12 protein-coding genes are annotated in these 14709 nt (G+C 59.9%); 9 read left to right on the top strand and 3 right to left on the bottom strand.

Annotated features, from left to right (window positions below):
• The first annotated feature begins 9 nt into the window (after nucleotides 1-9).
• A complete protein-coding gene (locus BLW11_RS18475; RefSeq protein ID WP_048360979.1) occupies nucleotides 10-687 on the top strand; it encodes a type 1 glutamine amidotransferase domain-containing protein in 678 nt (225 codons plus the stop codon).
• Between the two features lie 71 nt (nucleotides 688-758).
• On the top strand, nucleotides 759-1388 hold the full coding sequence (locus BLW11_RS18470; RefSeq protein ID WP_048360980.1) for a glutathione S-transferase family protein: 630 nt from the start codon (nucleotides 759-761) through the stop codon (nucleotides 1386-1388).
• A gap of 82 nt (nucleotides 1389-1470) precedes the next feature.
• Here the strand turns inward: BLW11_RS18470 and BLW11_RS18465 are convergent, their stop codons facing one another.
• Complete coding sequence (locus BLW11_RS18465; protein ID WP_048360981.1) at nucleotides 1471-2562, bottom strand: NADH:flavin oxidoreductase/NADH oxidase; 1092 nt, start codon at nucleotides 2560-2562, stop codon at nucleotides 1471-1473.
• Nucleotides 2563-2645: 83 nt separating this feature from the next.
• Between BLW11_RS18465 and BLW11_RS18460 the strand changes: the two genes are divergently transcribed.
• The 6 genes from BLW11_RS18460 to BLW11_RS18435 all read left to right on the top strand — a co-directional run bounded on the left by BLW11_RS18460 (nucleotide 2646) and on the right by BLW11_RS18435 (nucleotide 10541).
• Entirely contained in the window at nucleotides 2646-2945 is a 300-nt protein-coding gene (locus tag BLW11_RS18460) for an ArsR/SmtB family transcription factor (RefSeq protein WP_088500160.1), read from the top strand.
• A gap of 433 nt (nucleotides 2946-3378) precedes the next feature.
• Complete coding sequence (locus tag BLW11_RS18455) at nucleotides 3379-4866, top strand: MFS transporter (protein WP_048360983.1); 1488 nt, start codon at nucleotides 3379-3381, stop codon at nucleotides 4864-4866.
• Nucleotides 4867-5069: 203 nt separating this feature from the next.
• A complete protein-coding gene (locus BLW11_RS18450) occupies nucleotides 5070-6389 on the top strand; it encodes an MFS transporter (RefSeq protein ID WP_048360984.1) in 1320 nt (439 codons plus the stop codon).
• A gap of 85 nt (nucleotides 6390-6474) precedes the next feature.
• Nucleotides 6475-6969 (top strand): sigma-70 family RNA polymerase sigma factor, encoded by a 495-nt coding sequence (locus tag BLW11_RS18445; RefSeq protein WP_048360985.1) that lies wholly within the window; start codon nucleotides 6475-6477, stop codon nucleotides 6967-6969.
• Nucleotides 6970-6992: 23 nt separating this feature from the next.
• Nucleotides 6993-7970, top strand: a complete 978-nt coding sequence (locus tag BLW11_RS18440; protein WP_048360986.1) for a FecR family protein — start codon at nucleotides 6993-6995, stop codon at nucleotides 7968-7970.
• A gap of 156 nt (nucleotides 7971-8126) precedes the next feature.
• A complete protein-coding gene (locus tag BLW11_RS18435; RefSeq protein WP_048360987.1) occupies nucleotides 8127-10541 on the top strand; it encodes a TonB-dependent siderophore receptor in 2415 nt (804 codons plus the stop codon).
• Nucleotides 10542-10586: 45 nt separating this feature from the next.
• On the opposite strand, the gene BLW11_RS18430 is transcribed toward BLW11_RS18435, so the two are convergent.
• Nucleotides 10587-11738 carry an MFS transporter gene (locus BLW11_RS18430; RefSeq protein WP_048360988.1) on the bottom strand — a complete coding sequence of 384 codons (1152 nt, stop codon included), beginning with the start codon at nucleotides 11736-11738 and terminating at the stop codon, nucleotides 10587-10589.
• A gap of 148 nt (nucleotides 11739-11886) precedes the next feature.
• Between BLW11_RS18430 and BLW11_RS18425 the strand changes: the two genes are divergently transcribed.
• Nucleotides 11887-12309: a RidA family protein gene (locus BLW11_RS18425; RefSeq protein ID WP_048360989.1), complete on the top strand. Its 423-nt coding sequence runs from the start codon at nucleotides 11887-11889 to the stop codon at nucleotides 12307-12309.
• Between the two features lie 135 nt (nucleotides 12310-12444).
• Here BLW11_RS18425 and uvrB read toward each other — a convergent pair whose 3' ends face one another.
• On the bottom strand, nucleotides 12445-14460 hold the full coding sequence (gene uvrB / locus BLW11_RS18420) for an excinuclease ABC subunit UvrB (protein WP_048360990.1): 2016 nt from the start codon (nucleotides 14458-14460) through the stop codon (nucleotides 12445-12447).
• Nucleotides 14461-14709: the final 249 nt, after the last annotated feature.

Raw genomic sequence — 14709 nt, 5'->3', positions numbered from 1 at the left:
GGCTAAGACATGAAAGTTCTGATGGTTCTAACGTCCCACGATCAACTCGGGGATACGGGCTTGAAAACAGGATTCTGGCTTGAAGAGTTCGCAGCGCCTTACTACGTCTTCAAGGATGCAGGGGCCGAGGTGGTTTTGGCGTCGCCAGCGGGTGGTCAGCCACCGCTGGACCCAAAGAGTGAATTGCCGGACTTCCAGACAGACATGACCCACCGTTTTAACGCGGATCCTGACGCCCGGCGGGCTTTGGCGAACACCGTCAAGCTGGAGACCGTCAGCAGCAAAGACTTTGACGCCGTGTTCTACCCTGGCGGCCATGGTCCTCTGTGGGATCTGGCCGAGTCGAAAACGTCTGTTGAGCTGATCCAGTCCTTCGAGCGATCCGGCAAGCCCATTGGTTTTGTCTGTCACGCGCCTGGGGCCCTGCGTCATGTGAAGGCCGCTGACGGCGCGCCGCTGGTTAAAGGTCGCCGAGTCACCGGGTTCACCAATGGTGAGGAGGCTGCCGTTGAGCTGACCGATGTCGTCCCCTTTCTGATCGAAGATGAGTTTAAAAGCCTGGGCGGGTTTTATGAAAAAGGTCCGGACTGGGCCCCCTTTGTCATTGAGGATGGCAAGCTGATCACGGGTCAGAACCCTGCGAGTTCTGAAGGCGTTGCCAAAGCACTTGTCGCCCAATTGAAGTAACCGCTGACGGCGCCCGGGCTTGTTGAAAAGTTCGCAAGCTACGGGTGTCCCCCTCATTAGAGAGAGTCTTCATGATCACACTTCACCACCTCAACGCGTCCCGATCGCTGCGTATTCTTTGGTTACTTGAAGAAATTGGAGAGCCTTACACCCTGATTCGCTACCAGCGTGATCCTGCCACTCGTCTCGCCCCGGCCTCACTGAAAAACATTCACCCGCTGGGCAAGTCACCGGTGATTGAGCTGGACGGACACGTACTCGTGGAATCCGGCGCCATAGTCGAATACCTGATCCGCCGGTTCGCACCCCGGCTGGAACCTGCGTTCAGTTCACCGGATTATCTTCAGTACCTGCAATGGATTCACTTTGCGGAAAGCTCGGCGATGGTGCCGGTGCTCCTTAAGCTCTTTACCCAGTTTGAGGTCAATGCAGGGACTCAGTTGAAGTTCCTGGACGGCTATACCCGGACTGAGTTTGATAAGGTCCTGGGGTTTCTGGACAGTGTGCTTGCGAACAGAACTTTTATCGTGGGAGACACATTGTCAGGGGCTGACTTCATGCTGGCCTTTGTTGCCCTCACGGTGGTCGAGCAGATGAAGTCAGGGGCGCAATACCCGCATCTGCAGGCATACCTGCAACGTCTGGCTGCACTGGACAGCTGGAAACGAGCATTGAAGCTTGAGAGTGAACTCGACAAATAGTTGAGGTGCGCGCCGCCCCTGAGAGATGAGAACGGGTGCCCGGGTACAAATGCCGCCAACAGCGCGGCATTTGCGGGGCAACTTATCTGTAGCGCTCAAGCCAATGGGCGTAGGGCGCGGGGAGTGTCCAGGAGGCTTTTTCAACGCCCAGTTCTTTGGCTGCAAAGTACGGCCAGTGCGGATCAGCCAAGTGAGCCCGGCCCACAGACACCAGGTCCAGCTGGCCAGATTCAATAGCGGCGTTTGCCAGTTGCGGAGTACCGAAGCCCCATGCAGACGTCACTGGCAGACCGGCTTCACGACGCACCCGTTCGGCGATCGGGCCCAGGAAGGCGGGGCCCCACGGAATATTGGTTTGCGGGATGGTGAAACCTACACTGACGCTCAGCAGGTCAAGCCCACCGTCCTTGAAGCGCCGCGCCAGTTCAATCGATTCAGTCAGCGTTTGCTCATCGCGACCGTCGTACTCGATGACCCCGAAACGCGCAGTGAGCGGCAGATTCTCTGGCCACACCTCACGAACAGCTGCCAAAGTCTCAAGCAAGAACCGGCTACGGTTTTCAAAGCTGCCGCCGTACTCATCGGTGCGCTGATTGGAGTGCTCCGAGAAGAAGCTCTGGCCCAGATAACCGTGCGCGAAGTGCAGCTCGATCCATTCAAAACCGGCATCACGGGCCCGGCGTGCAGCATCAACGAAGTCCTGGCGCACGCGGGCAATGTCTTGCAGGGTCATTTGCTGGGGGACTTTCGGCAGGTTGGCGCCGAACGCGACAGGAGAGGGCGCAAGGGTCTGCCAACCATTCGGATTGCCCTCAGCGATGTGATCATCGCCTTCCCAGGGACGGTTAGCGCTGGCCTTGCGACCGGCATGTGCGATCTGAATACCGGGCACAGAACCGGCATCCTTGATCGCTTTTACCATGGGCACGAAAGCCTGGGCATGGGCATCGCTCCAGATGCCAGCGCATCCGGGGGTAATACGCCCCTCAGGAGAAACGGCTGTCGCCTCAACGACAACCAGGCCAGCGCCGCCCCTTGCCAGGCTGGCCAGGTGGACCAAGTGCCAATCGTTGACCATGCCGTTTTCTGCCATGTACTGACACATCGGCGGAATGGCGATACGGTTTCTTAAGGTGACGTCTTTCAACGTGTACGGTTCGAACAGGGCAGACATGTGCAGGCTCCGGTAGATTGATTCGCTTGTTCGATAGTATTCGAAATATGGCATTCATTGAAAGCCTTCGTTATCATCGTCACATGCGTGCCTTCAAACATCCCATTCCATCCGACTTCATCCTCGAGCGTTTGCTTTACGCCCTGAGCGACCCCGTGCGTATCGAGATTGTCCGGTATCTGGCGGGTGTCACTGAAGCATCGTGCGGCGAGCTGGATGGCGGTCGACCCAAGTCCAGCATGTCCCATCACTTCCGGGTCTTGCGCGACTCAGGTCTTGTTCAGACGCGAAATGTCGGGACCACGCACATGAACTCACTGCGCTCGCAGGAGCTCAACCTGCGCTTCCCGGGCTTGCTGGATTGCATCCTCTCGCAAGCCTGAGTGGCTGGCGCTGTCTCATCAGCCGCCCGTTGTTTCTCGCCTTCTCGCCTTCTCGTGTTTTGTAGCTAACCTTCTCGAAAAAACCACATCTTGCTCTGCAAAAGTCAGGAGGCCGGCTGTCTGCTGTCGATCAGCATAGCGTCGTGTGCCGACTCTCCATTGTGTCCGATCCGGGCAAGCCAAAACCCATATTCCGGAGCGGGCTCCTATCGACCTGGTTCGAGTCAGCGACTTAACAAAGCTTCACATTTGAACAGCAGGGAAATGGGTGGGCTTCGGTTAGCATCGCGGCCCAGCCCTGAGCCGCAAGCAGGGCAAAAACGGCTTTGGGGATGTTGTGCGACCTCAAAGGCTGACCATTAAAGTGCTGTAATCCAGATAAAAAGGCTTATCTATTTTGTCCAGTGGTCATGCGAACCGTTGGTGGGTCCTGATGTCGGTCATTCTGGCTTTTATGCCGATTGTCCTGGATTACACCATTCTTCATGTCGCGGTTCCGTCACTCACCCTTGCGCTGCAAGCAACGGGTACCGAGATTCTGTGGATCATCGACATATACCCTTTGTTGATGGCCAGCCTGCTGATCCCCATGGGCACGCTTGCGGACAGAGTTGGCCATCGCCGAATGCTGCTGGCTGGTTTGGGTATCTTCTGCGCCGGTTCTGTATTGGCCGCCTTTTCTCCCAATGTTGGAGCGTTGATCGGGGCAAGGGCGTTCATGGCATTCGGCGGCGCCATGGTCATGCCCAGCGTCCTTGCGATTATTCGACAAACTTTTGAAGATGAGGGCGATCAAGCGGTAGCGCTGGGTATCTGGGGCGCTGTTGCCTCCACCGGTGCCGCCATCGGGCCCTTGGTGGGTGGAGCACTGCTTGAGCATTTCTGGTGGGGAGCGGTCTTCCTGGTTAACGTGCCTGTGATGCTCCTGGTCATACCGTTAGTCATTGCCTACATACCGCGACGCAGTGTGGTCGGCGATGGAAACTGGACCATCGGACAGTCCGTGATTCTGATTCTGGGCGTCATGGCAACTGTTTACGCCCTCAAATCGGGCTTTAAGACCGACAGCTCCCTTATCGAAACCGGTGCATGCTTTTTATTCGGTGCACTGATGCTTGTCTGGTTTGTGCGCAAACAGCTTCACACCTCTACCCCAATGCTTGATCTAAGCCTTTTTTCCATTCCGGCGGTCAGCACGGGTGTCGCCATGGCTGTCGTCACAATGGGAGCGCTTGCCGGGTTCGAATTGTTGCTGGCTCAAGAACTGCAGTTCGTCATGGGCCGTACACCCCTGGAGGCCGGTATTTTCATGATGCCGCTAATGATTGCGGCTGCAATCGGTGGGCCTCTGGCAGGCGTCATCCTTCGGGCAATTGGGCTCAGGTGGGTGGCGAGCTGCTCATTGTTGGTGTCCGCTGCAAGTCTGCTCGGGTTGGCCCATTTACACTTGGGCAGCGGCGGGGTAGCCGTTGTTGTGATGCTGGTGGCTTTGGGGCTCTCGCTCAGCATTGGTTTAACCGCATCGTCGGTGGCGATCATGAACAGTATTCCAATAGAGAAGGCTGGCTCTGCCGGAGCCCTTGAAGCCACGAGTTACGATCTTGGTACCGGATTGGGTATATCCGTCTTCGGTGTTCTTCTCGTATCCACCTATGAAAAATCAATACGCCTGCCTGACGGCATTCCAACAGCAATTGCCGAGACAGCCGTCCGGTCTATTGGTGAAACGCTGGTGGCCGCAAACAGTCTTGGAGGCATCCAGGGGCAGCAGCTCGTTGCAGCGGGGCAAAAGGCTTTTAGTGCCTCTCACAGCGTAGTTTTACTGACAGCGGCTGCACTCGTCGGCGCATTGAGCCTATTGGTCTGGTTTGTGTTGAGGCATCACAAACGCAGGTCGGGTGATTCGGGTGCCGTCAGTTGAAAAAGCACGCGCAAGCGCTTCGAGCGCACCCTGGAAGAGAAGCATTTTAAAGTCGTCAGGCTCACCGCCTTCTTGCCGCAGGGCTGGCGGATGCACAGCCCGCTCTCACAGGTTTTGCCGGTGGTTTCTCCAGGATTTGCTATGCTCGCGCCCTCGACCGCAAGCGCCAACATAGGCGTGTCCAGTTCACATTGAGCCTATTTATGTCTGCTGATACTCAAGCCACACCGGTGCGCTTTTCCCGTTCCGACTACAGAACCCTGGGCCTTGCAGCCCTGGGCGGGGCGCTGGAAATCTACGATTTCATCATTTTTGTGTTCTTTGCCCTGATCCTCAGTCAGCTGTTTTTCCCGCCGGACATGCCCGAGTGGTTGCGTCTGCTGCAAAGCTTCGGGATTTTCGTGACCGGCTATCTGGCGCGACCGCTGGGCGGGATCCTGATGGCGCACTTTGCTGACCATCTGGGGCGCAAGCGGGTGTTCAGCCTGAGCATCCTGATGATGGCGCTGCCTTGTCTGTTGATCGGGATCATGCCCACTTACGCCGAGATCGGTTATTTCGCCCCTTTGATCCTGTTGGCACTGCGGATTCTGCAAGGTGCGGCGGTGGGCGGGGAAGTGCCGAGCGCATGGGCATTTGTTGCCGAGCACGCCCCGGCCGGTCGCCGTGGTTATGCATTGGGTTTTTTACAGGCCGGGCTCACGTTCGGCTACTTGCTGGGCGCACTGACAGCCACATTGCTGGCGCAACTGTTCACCCCGGCGGAAATCCTCGATTACGCCTGGCGCTTTCCGTTCCTGCTCGGAGGGGTGTTTGGCGTGATTGGCGTGTGGCTGCGCCGCTGGCTCAGCGAAACTCCGGTGTTCCTGGCTTTGCGTGACCAGCGTGAGGGCAGGGCCGAGTTCCCGTTGCGCACCGTGCTGCGCGATCATCGCGCCTCATTGTTGCCGGCAGCCCTGCTGACCTGTGTGCTGACCAGTGCCGTGGTGGTGTTTGTGGTCATCACGCCTACCGTGATGCAGCAGCGCTTTGGCATGACCGCCAGTCATACCTTTGCCCTGAGCAGTCTGGGCATCGTGTTTTTGAATATTGGCTGCGTGCTGGCCGGGTTGATCGTCGACCGTATTGGCGTATGGCGCAGCATCGTGCTGTACAGCCTGTTGCTGCCGCTGGGGATCGGCTTGCTCTACGCCAGCCTGGTGGGCCAGTGGGCGTTGCCTGGCCTGGCCTACGCATTTGCCGGATTGACCTGCGGGATTGTCGGGGTGGTGCCGTCGGTGATGGTCGGTTTATTCCCGGCGCCGATCCGCGTGTCGGGGATCTCCTTCACCTACAACATCGCCTACGCACTGTGGGCCAGCACTACGCCGTTGCTGCTGATCGCACTGATGCCATGGAGCCCGTGGGTGTGCGTGGTGTTTTGCGCGCTGATGGGCCTGGTCGGTGTACTGACTGCCCGACGCTACGGGTTTGGCGGGGCCAGCCAGGTTGAAAAGCGCATGTTGGCCAAGGCTGAGATGTAAAGCGGCAACCCGGGGTCATCGCAATGATTGCTGCCTTTAATAGGAAGCATTACTATTCGCGCCCCACCCTTGTCAGTCCCGTGCGATGACTCAGAAAGTGCCCCGTCGAACGGGCTTCTTTGAACATTACGAAGAGTTGATCGGAACCTGGACCCGGCGCCTGCGCAATCGTCAGCAGGCGCAAGACCTTGCCCATGACACCTTTGTACGCGTGCTCGAATCCAATCCGGATGCGGTCGAGCAGCCGCGGGCGTATTTGCATCAGACTGCACGCAATATCGCGGTGGACGGTTTTCGCCGTGCAGAGTTACGCGACGCCAAGGAGCAGGCAGCCGTTCCCCCAAGTTCGTCGCAAACCGGCGATCCGGAGCAGTACATGCGCGCTATCCAGTTGGCTGAATCGGTCGAAAGGGCTTTGCAGGAACTCCCGCTTAATTGCCGCAAGGTTTTTGTCTGGCAGAAGATCGAAGGCCTGACCCAGGCCGAGATTGCCGAACGCTTGGGGCTGTCCAAGAACATGGTGGAAAAGTATATGATCCGCACCCTGCGCCACCTGCGTGAGCGGGTGGAGGCTCCGTGATGGCATCGGTAAAGGATTGCAGGATGGATACGCGTGACTGTACCTGTGGCAGCGCCAGCGTGCGCGACGCTGCCGCGACCTGGTTTGCGCGGGCGCAAGCGCAAACCCTGGGCGTGGCCGAGCAGGCCGAACTGGCCGCCTGGCGAGCGCAACACCCCTGCCATGAGGCGGAGTACCAGTGGCTGGCCAGTTTGTGGTCCGCCGCAGACCTGTTGCCCCAGGCCCGACTGCAGGCACTGTGCGAAGTCCCTTCCCCGAGGCTTGAACGTCGATCGTTTTTGGCTTACGGGCTGGCTGCGAGTGTCGTAGCTGTGGCAGCCGGTGCGGGTGTATGGATGCAACTGCAATCGTCTGCGGGTTATCACGCAGAATTTGCCACGGCCCTGGGCGAGCGCAGCACCGTCACCTTGCCCGATGGTTCATCCATCGAACTCAATGGCCGCAGCCGTATACGCGTCCACTTCGAACGCCGGCAGCGCAGTGTCGAACTGGAGCAGGGCGAGGGGATGTTCAGCGTGGCCCATGACGCGGACCGGCCCTTCGTGGTGCAGGCCGGCGCCGGTCAGGTGACGGTTACCGGTACCCGCTTCGATGTGCTGCGCGAGGGCGACCAGGCGCGGGTTGCTGTGGAGTCGGGGCATGTCCGGGTGCAAGGGGGGGATTCGCAGGCAGTGGTCAACCTGACGGCGGGGCTTGGCACTGTGGTCGATGCCCAGGGCCAGGTGGCCGCCGCTCAGCCGGTCAATACCCAGGCGCTGACGGCCTGGCGCAAGGGGCAACTGGTGTTCAATGACGCCAGCCTTGGCGAGGTGGCCGCCCAGGCCTCGCGCTATCGCGACAAGCCGCTGCATGTGAGCACGCCTGAGCTGGCCCGGTTGCGACTGACCAGCGTGTTTAAAACCGATGACACCGATGCACTGCTCAAGGCCTTGCCGCAGATCCTGCCCGTGGCCATCAGGACCCGTGCAGACGGCAGCCAGGAAATAGTCGCCAAAAAATAATCACGGATCAGATTCAGGTTTTTTTCGAGTTCTTCGTCTTCTTGTACAACTGCAACTGGTTTGCATTAACAGTCGCACTCAAGTGCGATCCACAGGGCAAGACTCGACGTGAAAAACAACAATCTTCGTGGGCGACTTTCCTCGCTTGAAACACCTTTGAGCACTCCATCTTCCGTTGCCCGGGCCCGCTGGTTGCCGCTGGCGCTGGCCCTGGCGGTCAGTGCCGCGATGCCCTGTGCGTTTGCCGGCGAATCCGCGTCGAGCGCAATCCATATCCAGTCCCAGCCCTTGGGCGCTGCGTTGAGCCAGTTGGCCCAGCAGACGTCGCTGCAGGTGTTTTTTAGCCCGCAACTGGTGGCTGGCAAGCAGGCTCCTGCGGTCGATGGCAACCTCTCCCCCGAGCAGGCCCTGGCCCGGCTGCTGCAAGGCAGTGGCCTGAGTTACGAGTTGAATGGCGATGCCGTGACCCTGCGTGCTGCGCCAACGGTCAGTGCCGCCGCCTCCGGCCCGTTGGAACTGGGCCCGGTGGATGTGAAGGTGGTCGGTAACTGGTTGAGCGATGCCAATGACGCGGTGGTGCAAAACCACCCCGGCGCCCGGACAGTGGTGCGCCGCGAGGCGATGATCGAACAGGGGGCGATGAACGTCAGTGACGTGCTCAAGCGCATCCCCGGGGTGCAGGTGCAAGCGTCCAACGGCACCGGCGGCAGTGATATCTCGCTCAACGTGGGCGTACGCGGCCTGACCTCGCGCCTGTCGCCGCGCTCAACCGTGTTGATCGACGGTATTCCGGCGGCGTTCGCGCCTTATGGCCAGCCGCAGTTGTCGATGGCCCCGATTTCCTCGGGCAACCTGGACAGCATCGATGTGGTGCGCGGTGCGGGCTCGGTGCGTTACGGACCGCAAAACGTGGGCGGGGTGATCAACTTCGTCACACGGGCCATTCCTGAAACCTTCCAGGGCGAAGTGGGCACCACGCTGGAGACCTCCGAGCGCGGTGGCTGGAAGCACATTGAGTCGGCATTTGTGGGCGGCACGGCTGACAACGGCATGGGTGCCGCGCTGCTGTACTCCGGGGTCAAGGGCGATGGCTACCGGGCCCGCAACAATGACAACGATATCGATGACGTGATGCTCAAAACCCACTGGGCGCCCACCGATCAGGATGATTTCACCCTCAACTTTCACTATTACGATGCCACCGCGGACATGCCCGGCGGCCTGACCCAGAAGCAGTTCGATGCCGATCCGTATCAGTCGGTGCGCGACTACGACAGCTTCACCGGGCGCCGCAAGGACGTGTCCTTCAAGTACTTGCGCCAGATTGACGACCAGACCCAGTTTGAAGTCCTGACCTATTACACCGACAGTTTCCGTGGCAGCAATATTGCCGCGCGCAACCTGCAAACCCTGGCGGCGTACCCGCGCAGCTACCACACCTTCGGCATCGAGCCGCGGGTGTCCCATGTCTTCACGCTGGGGCCGGTCACCCAGGAAGTCGGCCTGGGTTATCGCTACCTCAAAGAGGCGATGCACGAAGAGGCCAGCCAGGTTTACCTGGTCAACAACGTGCCAGTGCCGGGGCCAGGAGCGGATGGCCATGCGTATCAGGACCGCACTGGCGGCACTGAGGCCAACGCCTTCTATATCGATGACAAGATCGATGTGGGCAACTGGACGGTAACGCCGGGCATTCGCTTCGAGCGCATCAGCACCCAGTGGCACGACCGCCCGGTACTGGGCAACAACGGTGTGCCGGTGCTTGAGAAGAAGCGCAGCATCGACAGCAGCGAAGCCCTGCCGGCCCTGAGCGTGATGTATCACCTCTCGGACGCCTGGAAGCTGTTTGCCAACTACGAAACCTCGTTCGGCAGCCTGCAATACTTCCAGCTGGGGCAGGGCGGTGTCGGCGATGCGACGGCGGCTGGCCTGCGCCCTGAAAAGGCCAAGACCTACGAACTGGGTACGCGCTACGACAATGGCGTGTGGGGCGGTGAAGTGACGCTGTTCTACATCGACTTTGCCGACGAGTTGCAATACGTCAGCAACGATGTGGGCTGGACCAACCTGGGGGCGACCAAGCACCAGGGCCTGGAAACTTCGGTCCACTACGATATGTCGGCATTGGACGCGCGCCTTGACGGGTTGTCCCTGAATGCGGGCTTTACCTACACCAAGGCGACGGCTGAAGGGGACATCATGAACTTCAAGGGCCGCGACCTGCCGCTGTACTCACGTCAGGTGGTCAACCTTGGGGCGCGTTATGTGGTTAACCGCTGGACGTACAACGTCGACATGTTCGCCCAGTCCCAGCAGCATGCGCCGGGTACCGGCGGGGTGTACATCACCGATCCGACCCCGGACGGGCAGTACGGTGATATCCCGGGGTATGCGACCTGGAGCACACGCGTGGGCTACGACTTCGGGCCACAAGCGTCGAACCTGAAGGTGGGCGCGGGGATCAAGAACCTGTTCAATCAGGAGTACTACACCCGTTCCAGCGACAACAACTCCGGGATCTACCTGGGTGAGCCGCGTACCTTCTTCGTGCAGGCGAGTGTGGGGTTCTAGGTCAAAAGCGGCCTGACCCTCTCCCGAGGGTCAGGGGGCAGTGCTCTACACCCGCAAAATCCGCCCGCTGATGGCCACGGCCACCAGCATGGCGGTGATCAGCAAAAAGGCACTGCTCAGGCTGCTCGCATGGGCGATAAAGCCGATGGCCGCAGGCCCGGCCAGAATCCCCGCATACCCCAGGGTAGTAATGGCCGGCACGGCGATGTTTTCCGGCATTACGGTCTGCTTGCCGACGGCGGTGTACAGCACCGGCACAATGTTGGAGCAACCCACGCCCACCAGTGCGTAACCGAGCAGTGCGATTTCCCAGTTCGGTGCCAGCGTCGCCAGGGCCATGCCCGCGGCGGCAAACACGCCTCCCAATACAATCACTCGTCGGGCGCCCAGGTGCCTGACGATGGTGTCACCCATCAATCGGCCTGCGGTCATGGTCAGGGCGAACGCGGCATAACCAAGCCCGGCGTAGGCTTCGCCGATACTTTTCTCTGTGGTCAAAAACACGGCGCTCCAGTCCAGCATCGCGCCTTCGGCCAGGAACACGGTAAAACACAGCAAACCGATAAACAGCACCACGCCGTGGGGCACGGCAAATGCCGGTCCGCTACTTTCACTGCCATAAGGCAGCAGGTGCGGGGCCGCTTTGAGCAGGGCGGCGAGGATCAGCACAATGACCACCACAATCGCCCACAGGGGTGACAGGCCCAGCGCGAGCAGGGCGCTGACACCGGCTGCCCCGGCAATCCCGCCGACACTGAACAGCCCATGGAAACCCGACATCATATTGCGCCCGCTGGCGCGTTCGACGATCACGGCTTGCAGGTTGACGGTGGAGTCGACGGCGCCCAGCCCCGCGCCGAACACAAAGAGTGTCGCGACCAGCAACGGCATGGAACTGGCCGTCGCCAGCAGCGGCAGTGCGAGGCAGATCAACAGCGTGCCGCCGATCAATACCCGACGACAGCCAAAACGCGTGGCCAGAACCCCGGCGACGGGCATCGCCAGGATCGAGCCTGCGCCCAGGCACAGCAGCAACAGGCCAAGCGTGGCTTCATCGAGCCCGGCCCGCGCCTTGGCATAAGGCACCAGCGGTGCCCAGGCCGCGAGGCCAAAACCGGCAATGAAAAAGGCAATACGGGTCGACATTTGTTCGAGTCGCCCCGGCACAAGGGGCATTTGGGTGTTGATGGCGGTCATGGTCATCCTTGGGGATCGGGCTCTGGTGCGGTGCGGCGTAACATCCTTGCATATTTGCGGCATGTGCCGCGAGGGCACTGGCATGGGGATTGGCGACAGTGGTTGAATAGCGCGCTTGCCAACTCTACTGCCCCAAGGTGCGAATTTTATGGATAAGAACCTTCACCCTGCCGTGCAACTGATCAACCCGGCCGGGCTGTATGACCCTGCGCCCAACGGATACTCCCATGTCGCACGCCTGGCACCCAATGTGCGTCTGGTGTACACCGCGGGCCAGGGCGGTGAAAACGCCGACAGCGAGCTGTCCCCCGATTTCGCCGAACAGGTGCGCCAGGCATTTGCCAACCTGCAGATCGCCCTGGCGGCGGCAGATGCGCAGATCAAGGACGTGGCCAAGATCACCGTAATGATCGTTGATCACAGCATGGAGAGGTTGCACATTTTGGGCGCCGAAGTGGCGCGGGTCTGGGGCTCGCTGCCGGCGCCGGCCTGCACATTAATCCCCGTCCCGCGACTGGCGCTGGATGAAATGCTGTTTGAGGTAGAGGCGGTGGCGGCAGTGGCGGTGTAAGTGGGAGACTGAACCCGTCGTTAACGCGCAGTTACTGGATAAGCCGCGCTGCCTGGAAGACTTCGCGAGCAGGCTCGCTCCCACTTAGTTGAATTTTTTCTGTGCCCCTGTGGGAGCGAGCCTGCTCGCGAACGGTTAAACCTGCAACAACCGCTCCCTGAGCTTGCCAATTTCGTCGCGCATTTGCGCAGCGGCCTCGAACTCCAGGTCGCGGGCCAGGGCGTACATTTTCTCTTCCAGCTGACGAATGCGCTTGCTGATCTCGCTCGGCGAGCGCAGTTCGTTTTCGTACCTGGCGTTTTCTTCGGCGGCTTTGGCCATGCCCTTGCGCTTCTTGCTGCGCGAGCCCGGCACCACCGCACCTTCCATGATGTCGGCCACGTCCTTGAACACACCTTTGGGGGTGATGCCGTTGGCGAGGTTGAAGGCGATCTGTTTCTCGCGACGACGTTCGGTTTCGCCCATCGCCCGTTCCATCGACCCGGTGATCCGGTCGGCGTACAGAATTGCCCGGCCATTGAGGTTACGGGCCGCCCGGCCAATGGTTTGAATCAGTGAACGCTCCGAACGCAGGAAACCTTCCTTGTCGGCATCGAGAATCGCCACCAGCGACACTTCGGGCATGTCCAGGCCTTCGCGCAGCAAGTTGATGCCGACCAGCACGTCAAACACCCCCAGGCGTAGGTCGCGAATGATCTCGACACGCTCCACGGTGTCGATGTCCGAGTGCAGGTAACGCACGCGCACGCCGTGATCGGCAAGGTAGTCGGTGAGGTCTTCGGACATGCGCTTGGTCAGCGTGGTGACCAGCACGCGCTCTTCCAGGGCGACGCGCTTGGCAATCTCGGAGAGCAAGTCATCGACCTGGGTCAGCGCCGGGCGCACTTCGATTTGCGGGTCGACCAGGCCGGTCGGGCGCACCACTTGCTCGACCACGCGGCCCGCGTGCTCGGCCTCGTAATTGCCGGGGGTGGCCGAGACGAAGATCGTTTGTGGGCTGATGCGCTCCCATTCATCAAAGCGCATCGGCCGGTTATCCAGTGCCGACGGCAGGCGGAACCCGTATTCCACCAGGGTCTCTTTACGCGAACGGTCGCCTTTGTACATGGCGCCTACCTGCGGCACGCTGACGTGGGACTCATCGATCACCAGCAAGGCATCAGCCGGCAGGTAGTCGAACAGGGTAGGTGGCGGCGCACCGGACTCACGGCCCGAGAGGTAGCGCGAGTAGTTTTCGATGCCGTTGCAGTAGCCCAGCTCCATGATCATTTCCAGATCAAAACGGGTGCGTTGCTCAAGGCGCTGCGCCTCCACCAGTTTGTTGTTGGCGCGCAGGTACTCAAGGCGCTCCTTGAGTTCCACCTTGATGCCTTCAACGGCGTCGAGCAGGGTTTCGCGCGGGGTTACGTAGTGGCTCTTGGGGTAGAAGGTAAAGCGCGGCATCTTGCGGATGACTTCGCCGGTCAGCGGGTCAAAGGCGCTGATACTTTCGACTTCGTCATCGAACAGCTCGATGCGAACTGCTTCCAGGTCAGATTCGGCCGGGTAGATGTCGATCACGTCGCCGCGAACGCGGAACGTCGAGCGGGCAAAGTCCATGTCATTGCGGGTGTATTGCAGGTCGGCCAGGCGGCGCAGCAGCTCGCGCTGGTCGAGCTTGTCGCCGCGATCGACGTGCAACACCATCTTCAAATAGGTTTCCGGGCTGCCCAGGCCATAAATGCACGACACCGTGGTGACGATAATCGCGTCCTTGCGCTCCAGCAGCGCCTTGGTGGCGGACAGGCGCATCTGCTCGATATGGTCGTTGATCGAGGCATCTTTCTCGATAAAGGTATCGGAGGAGGGCACGTAGGCTTCGGGCTGGTAGTAGTCGTAGTACGAGACGAAGTACTCCACCGCGTTGTTCGGGAAGAACGACTTGAACTCGCCGTACAACTGCGCCGCCAGGGTTTTGTTGGGGGCGAGTACCAATGTGGGGCGGTTCACATGGGCGATCACGTTGGCAATGCTGAAGGTCTTGCCCGAGCCCGTTACCCCGAGCAGGGTCTGGTGTGACAGACCGGCCTCAATGCCTTCGATCATCTGGCGAATGGCTTCGGGTTGGTCTCCCGCGGGCTTGAAGCGGGTAACAAGCTGAAAATCGGGCATAACGGACCTCTGGGTTTGCCTCTATAAAGGCAGTGGCCTTTACAAGTGCATGCGACTCGGGCCGCAGGAATAAAACAGGATACCGCTAGTTATGGAGGTCATGTCTGACTGTTTCAAGGCACTGCTCTGATACGGGCATCCGCACAAAGATTGCAATTAGACCAGTGGCCTGAAAATAAACTCAAATACTTGGCCAAAACCGGGAATAGCCTGTTGCCCGAATCCTGATCGGCCTTATACTTGCTCCCC

It is taken from the genome of Pseudomonas deceptionensis (assembly GCF_900106095.1).
GTDB lineage: Bacteria > Pseudomonadota > Gammaproteobacteria > Pseudomonadales > Pseudomonadaceae > Aquipseudomonas > Aquipseudomonas deceptionensis.
The sequence above is the reverse complement of the archived record's forward strand: the minus strand, read 5'-3'. Positions and strand labels throughout refer to the sequence as shown.

Bases quoted from the DNA above. Each gene is read 5' to 3' on its own strand.
- BLW11_RS18475 (WP_048360979.1), top strand. From the start codon at position 10: ATGAAAGTTCTGATGGTTCTAACGTCCCACGATCAACTCGGGGATACG.
- BLW11_RS18470 (WP_048360980.1), top strand. From the start codon at position 759: ATGATCACACTTCACCACCTCAACGCGTCCCGATCGCTGCGTATTCTT.
- BLW11_RS18465 (WP_048360981.1), bottom strand. From the start codon at position 2,562: ATGTCTGCCCTGTTCGAACCGTACACGTTGAAAGACGTCACCTTAAGA.
- BLW11_RS18460 (WP_088500160.1), top strand. From the start codon at position 2,646: ATGCGTGCCTTCAAACATCCCATTCCATCCGACTTCATCCTCGAGCGT.
- BLW11_RS18455 (WP_048360983.1), top strand. From the start codon at position 3,379: ATGTCGGTCATTCTGGCTTTTATGCCGATTGTCCTGGATTACACCATT.
- BLW11_RS18450 (WP_048360984.1), top strand. From the start codon at position 5,070: ATGTCTGCTGATACTCAAGCCACACCGGTGCGCTTTTCCCGTTCCGAC.
- BLW11_RS18445 (WP_048360985.1), top strand. From the start codon at position 6,475: ATGACTCAGAAAGTGCCCCGTCGAACGGGCTTCTTTGAACATTACGAA.
- BLW11_RS18440 (WP_048360986.1), top strand. From the start codon at position 6,993: ATGGATACGCGTGACTGTACCTGTGGCAGCGCCAGCGTGCGCGACGCT.
- BLW11_RS18430 (WP_048360988.1), bottom strand. From the start codon at position 11,738: ATGACCGCCATCAACACCCAAATGCCCCTTGTGCCGGGGCGACTCGAA.
- BLW11_RS18425 (WP_048360989.1), top strand. From the start codon at position 11,887: ATGGATAAGAACCTTCACCCTGCCGTGCAACTGATCAACCCGGCCGGG.
- uvrB (WP_048360990.1), bottom strand. From the start codon at position 14,460: ATGCCCGATTTTCAGCTTGTTACCCGCTTCAAGCCCGCGGGAGACCAA.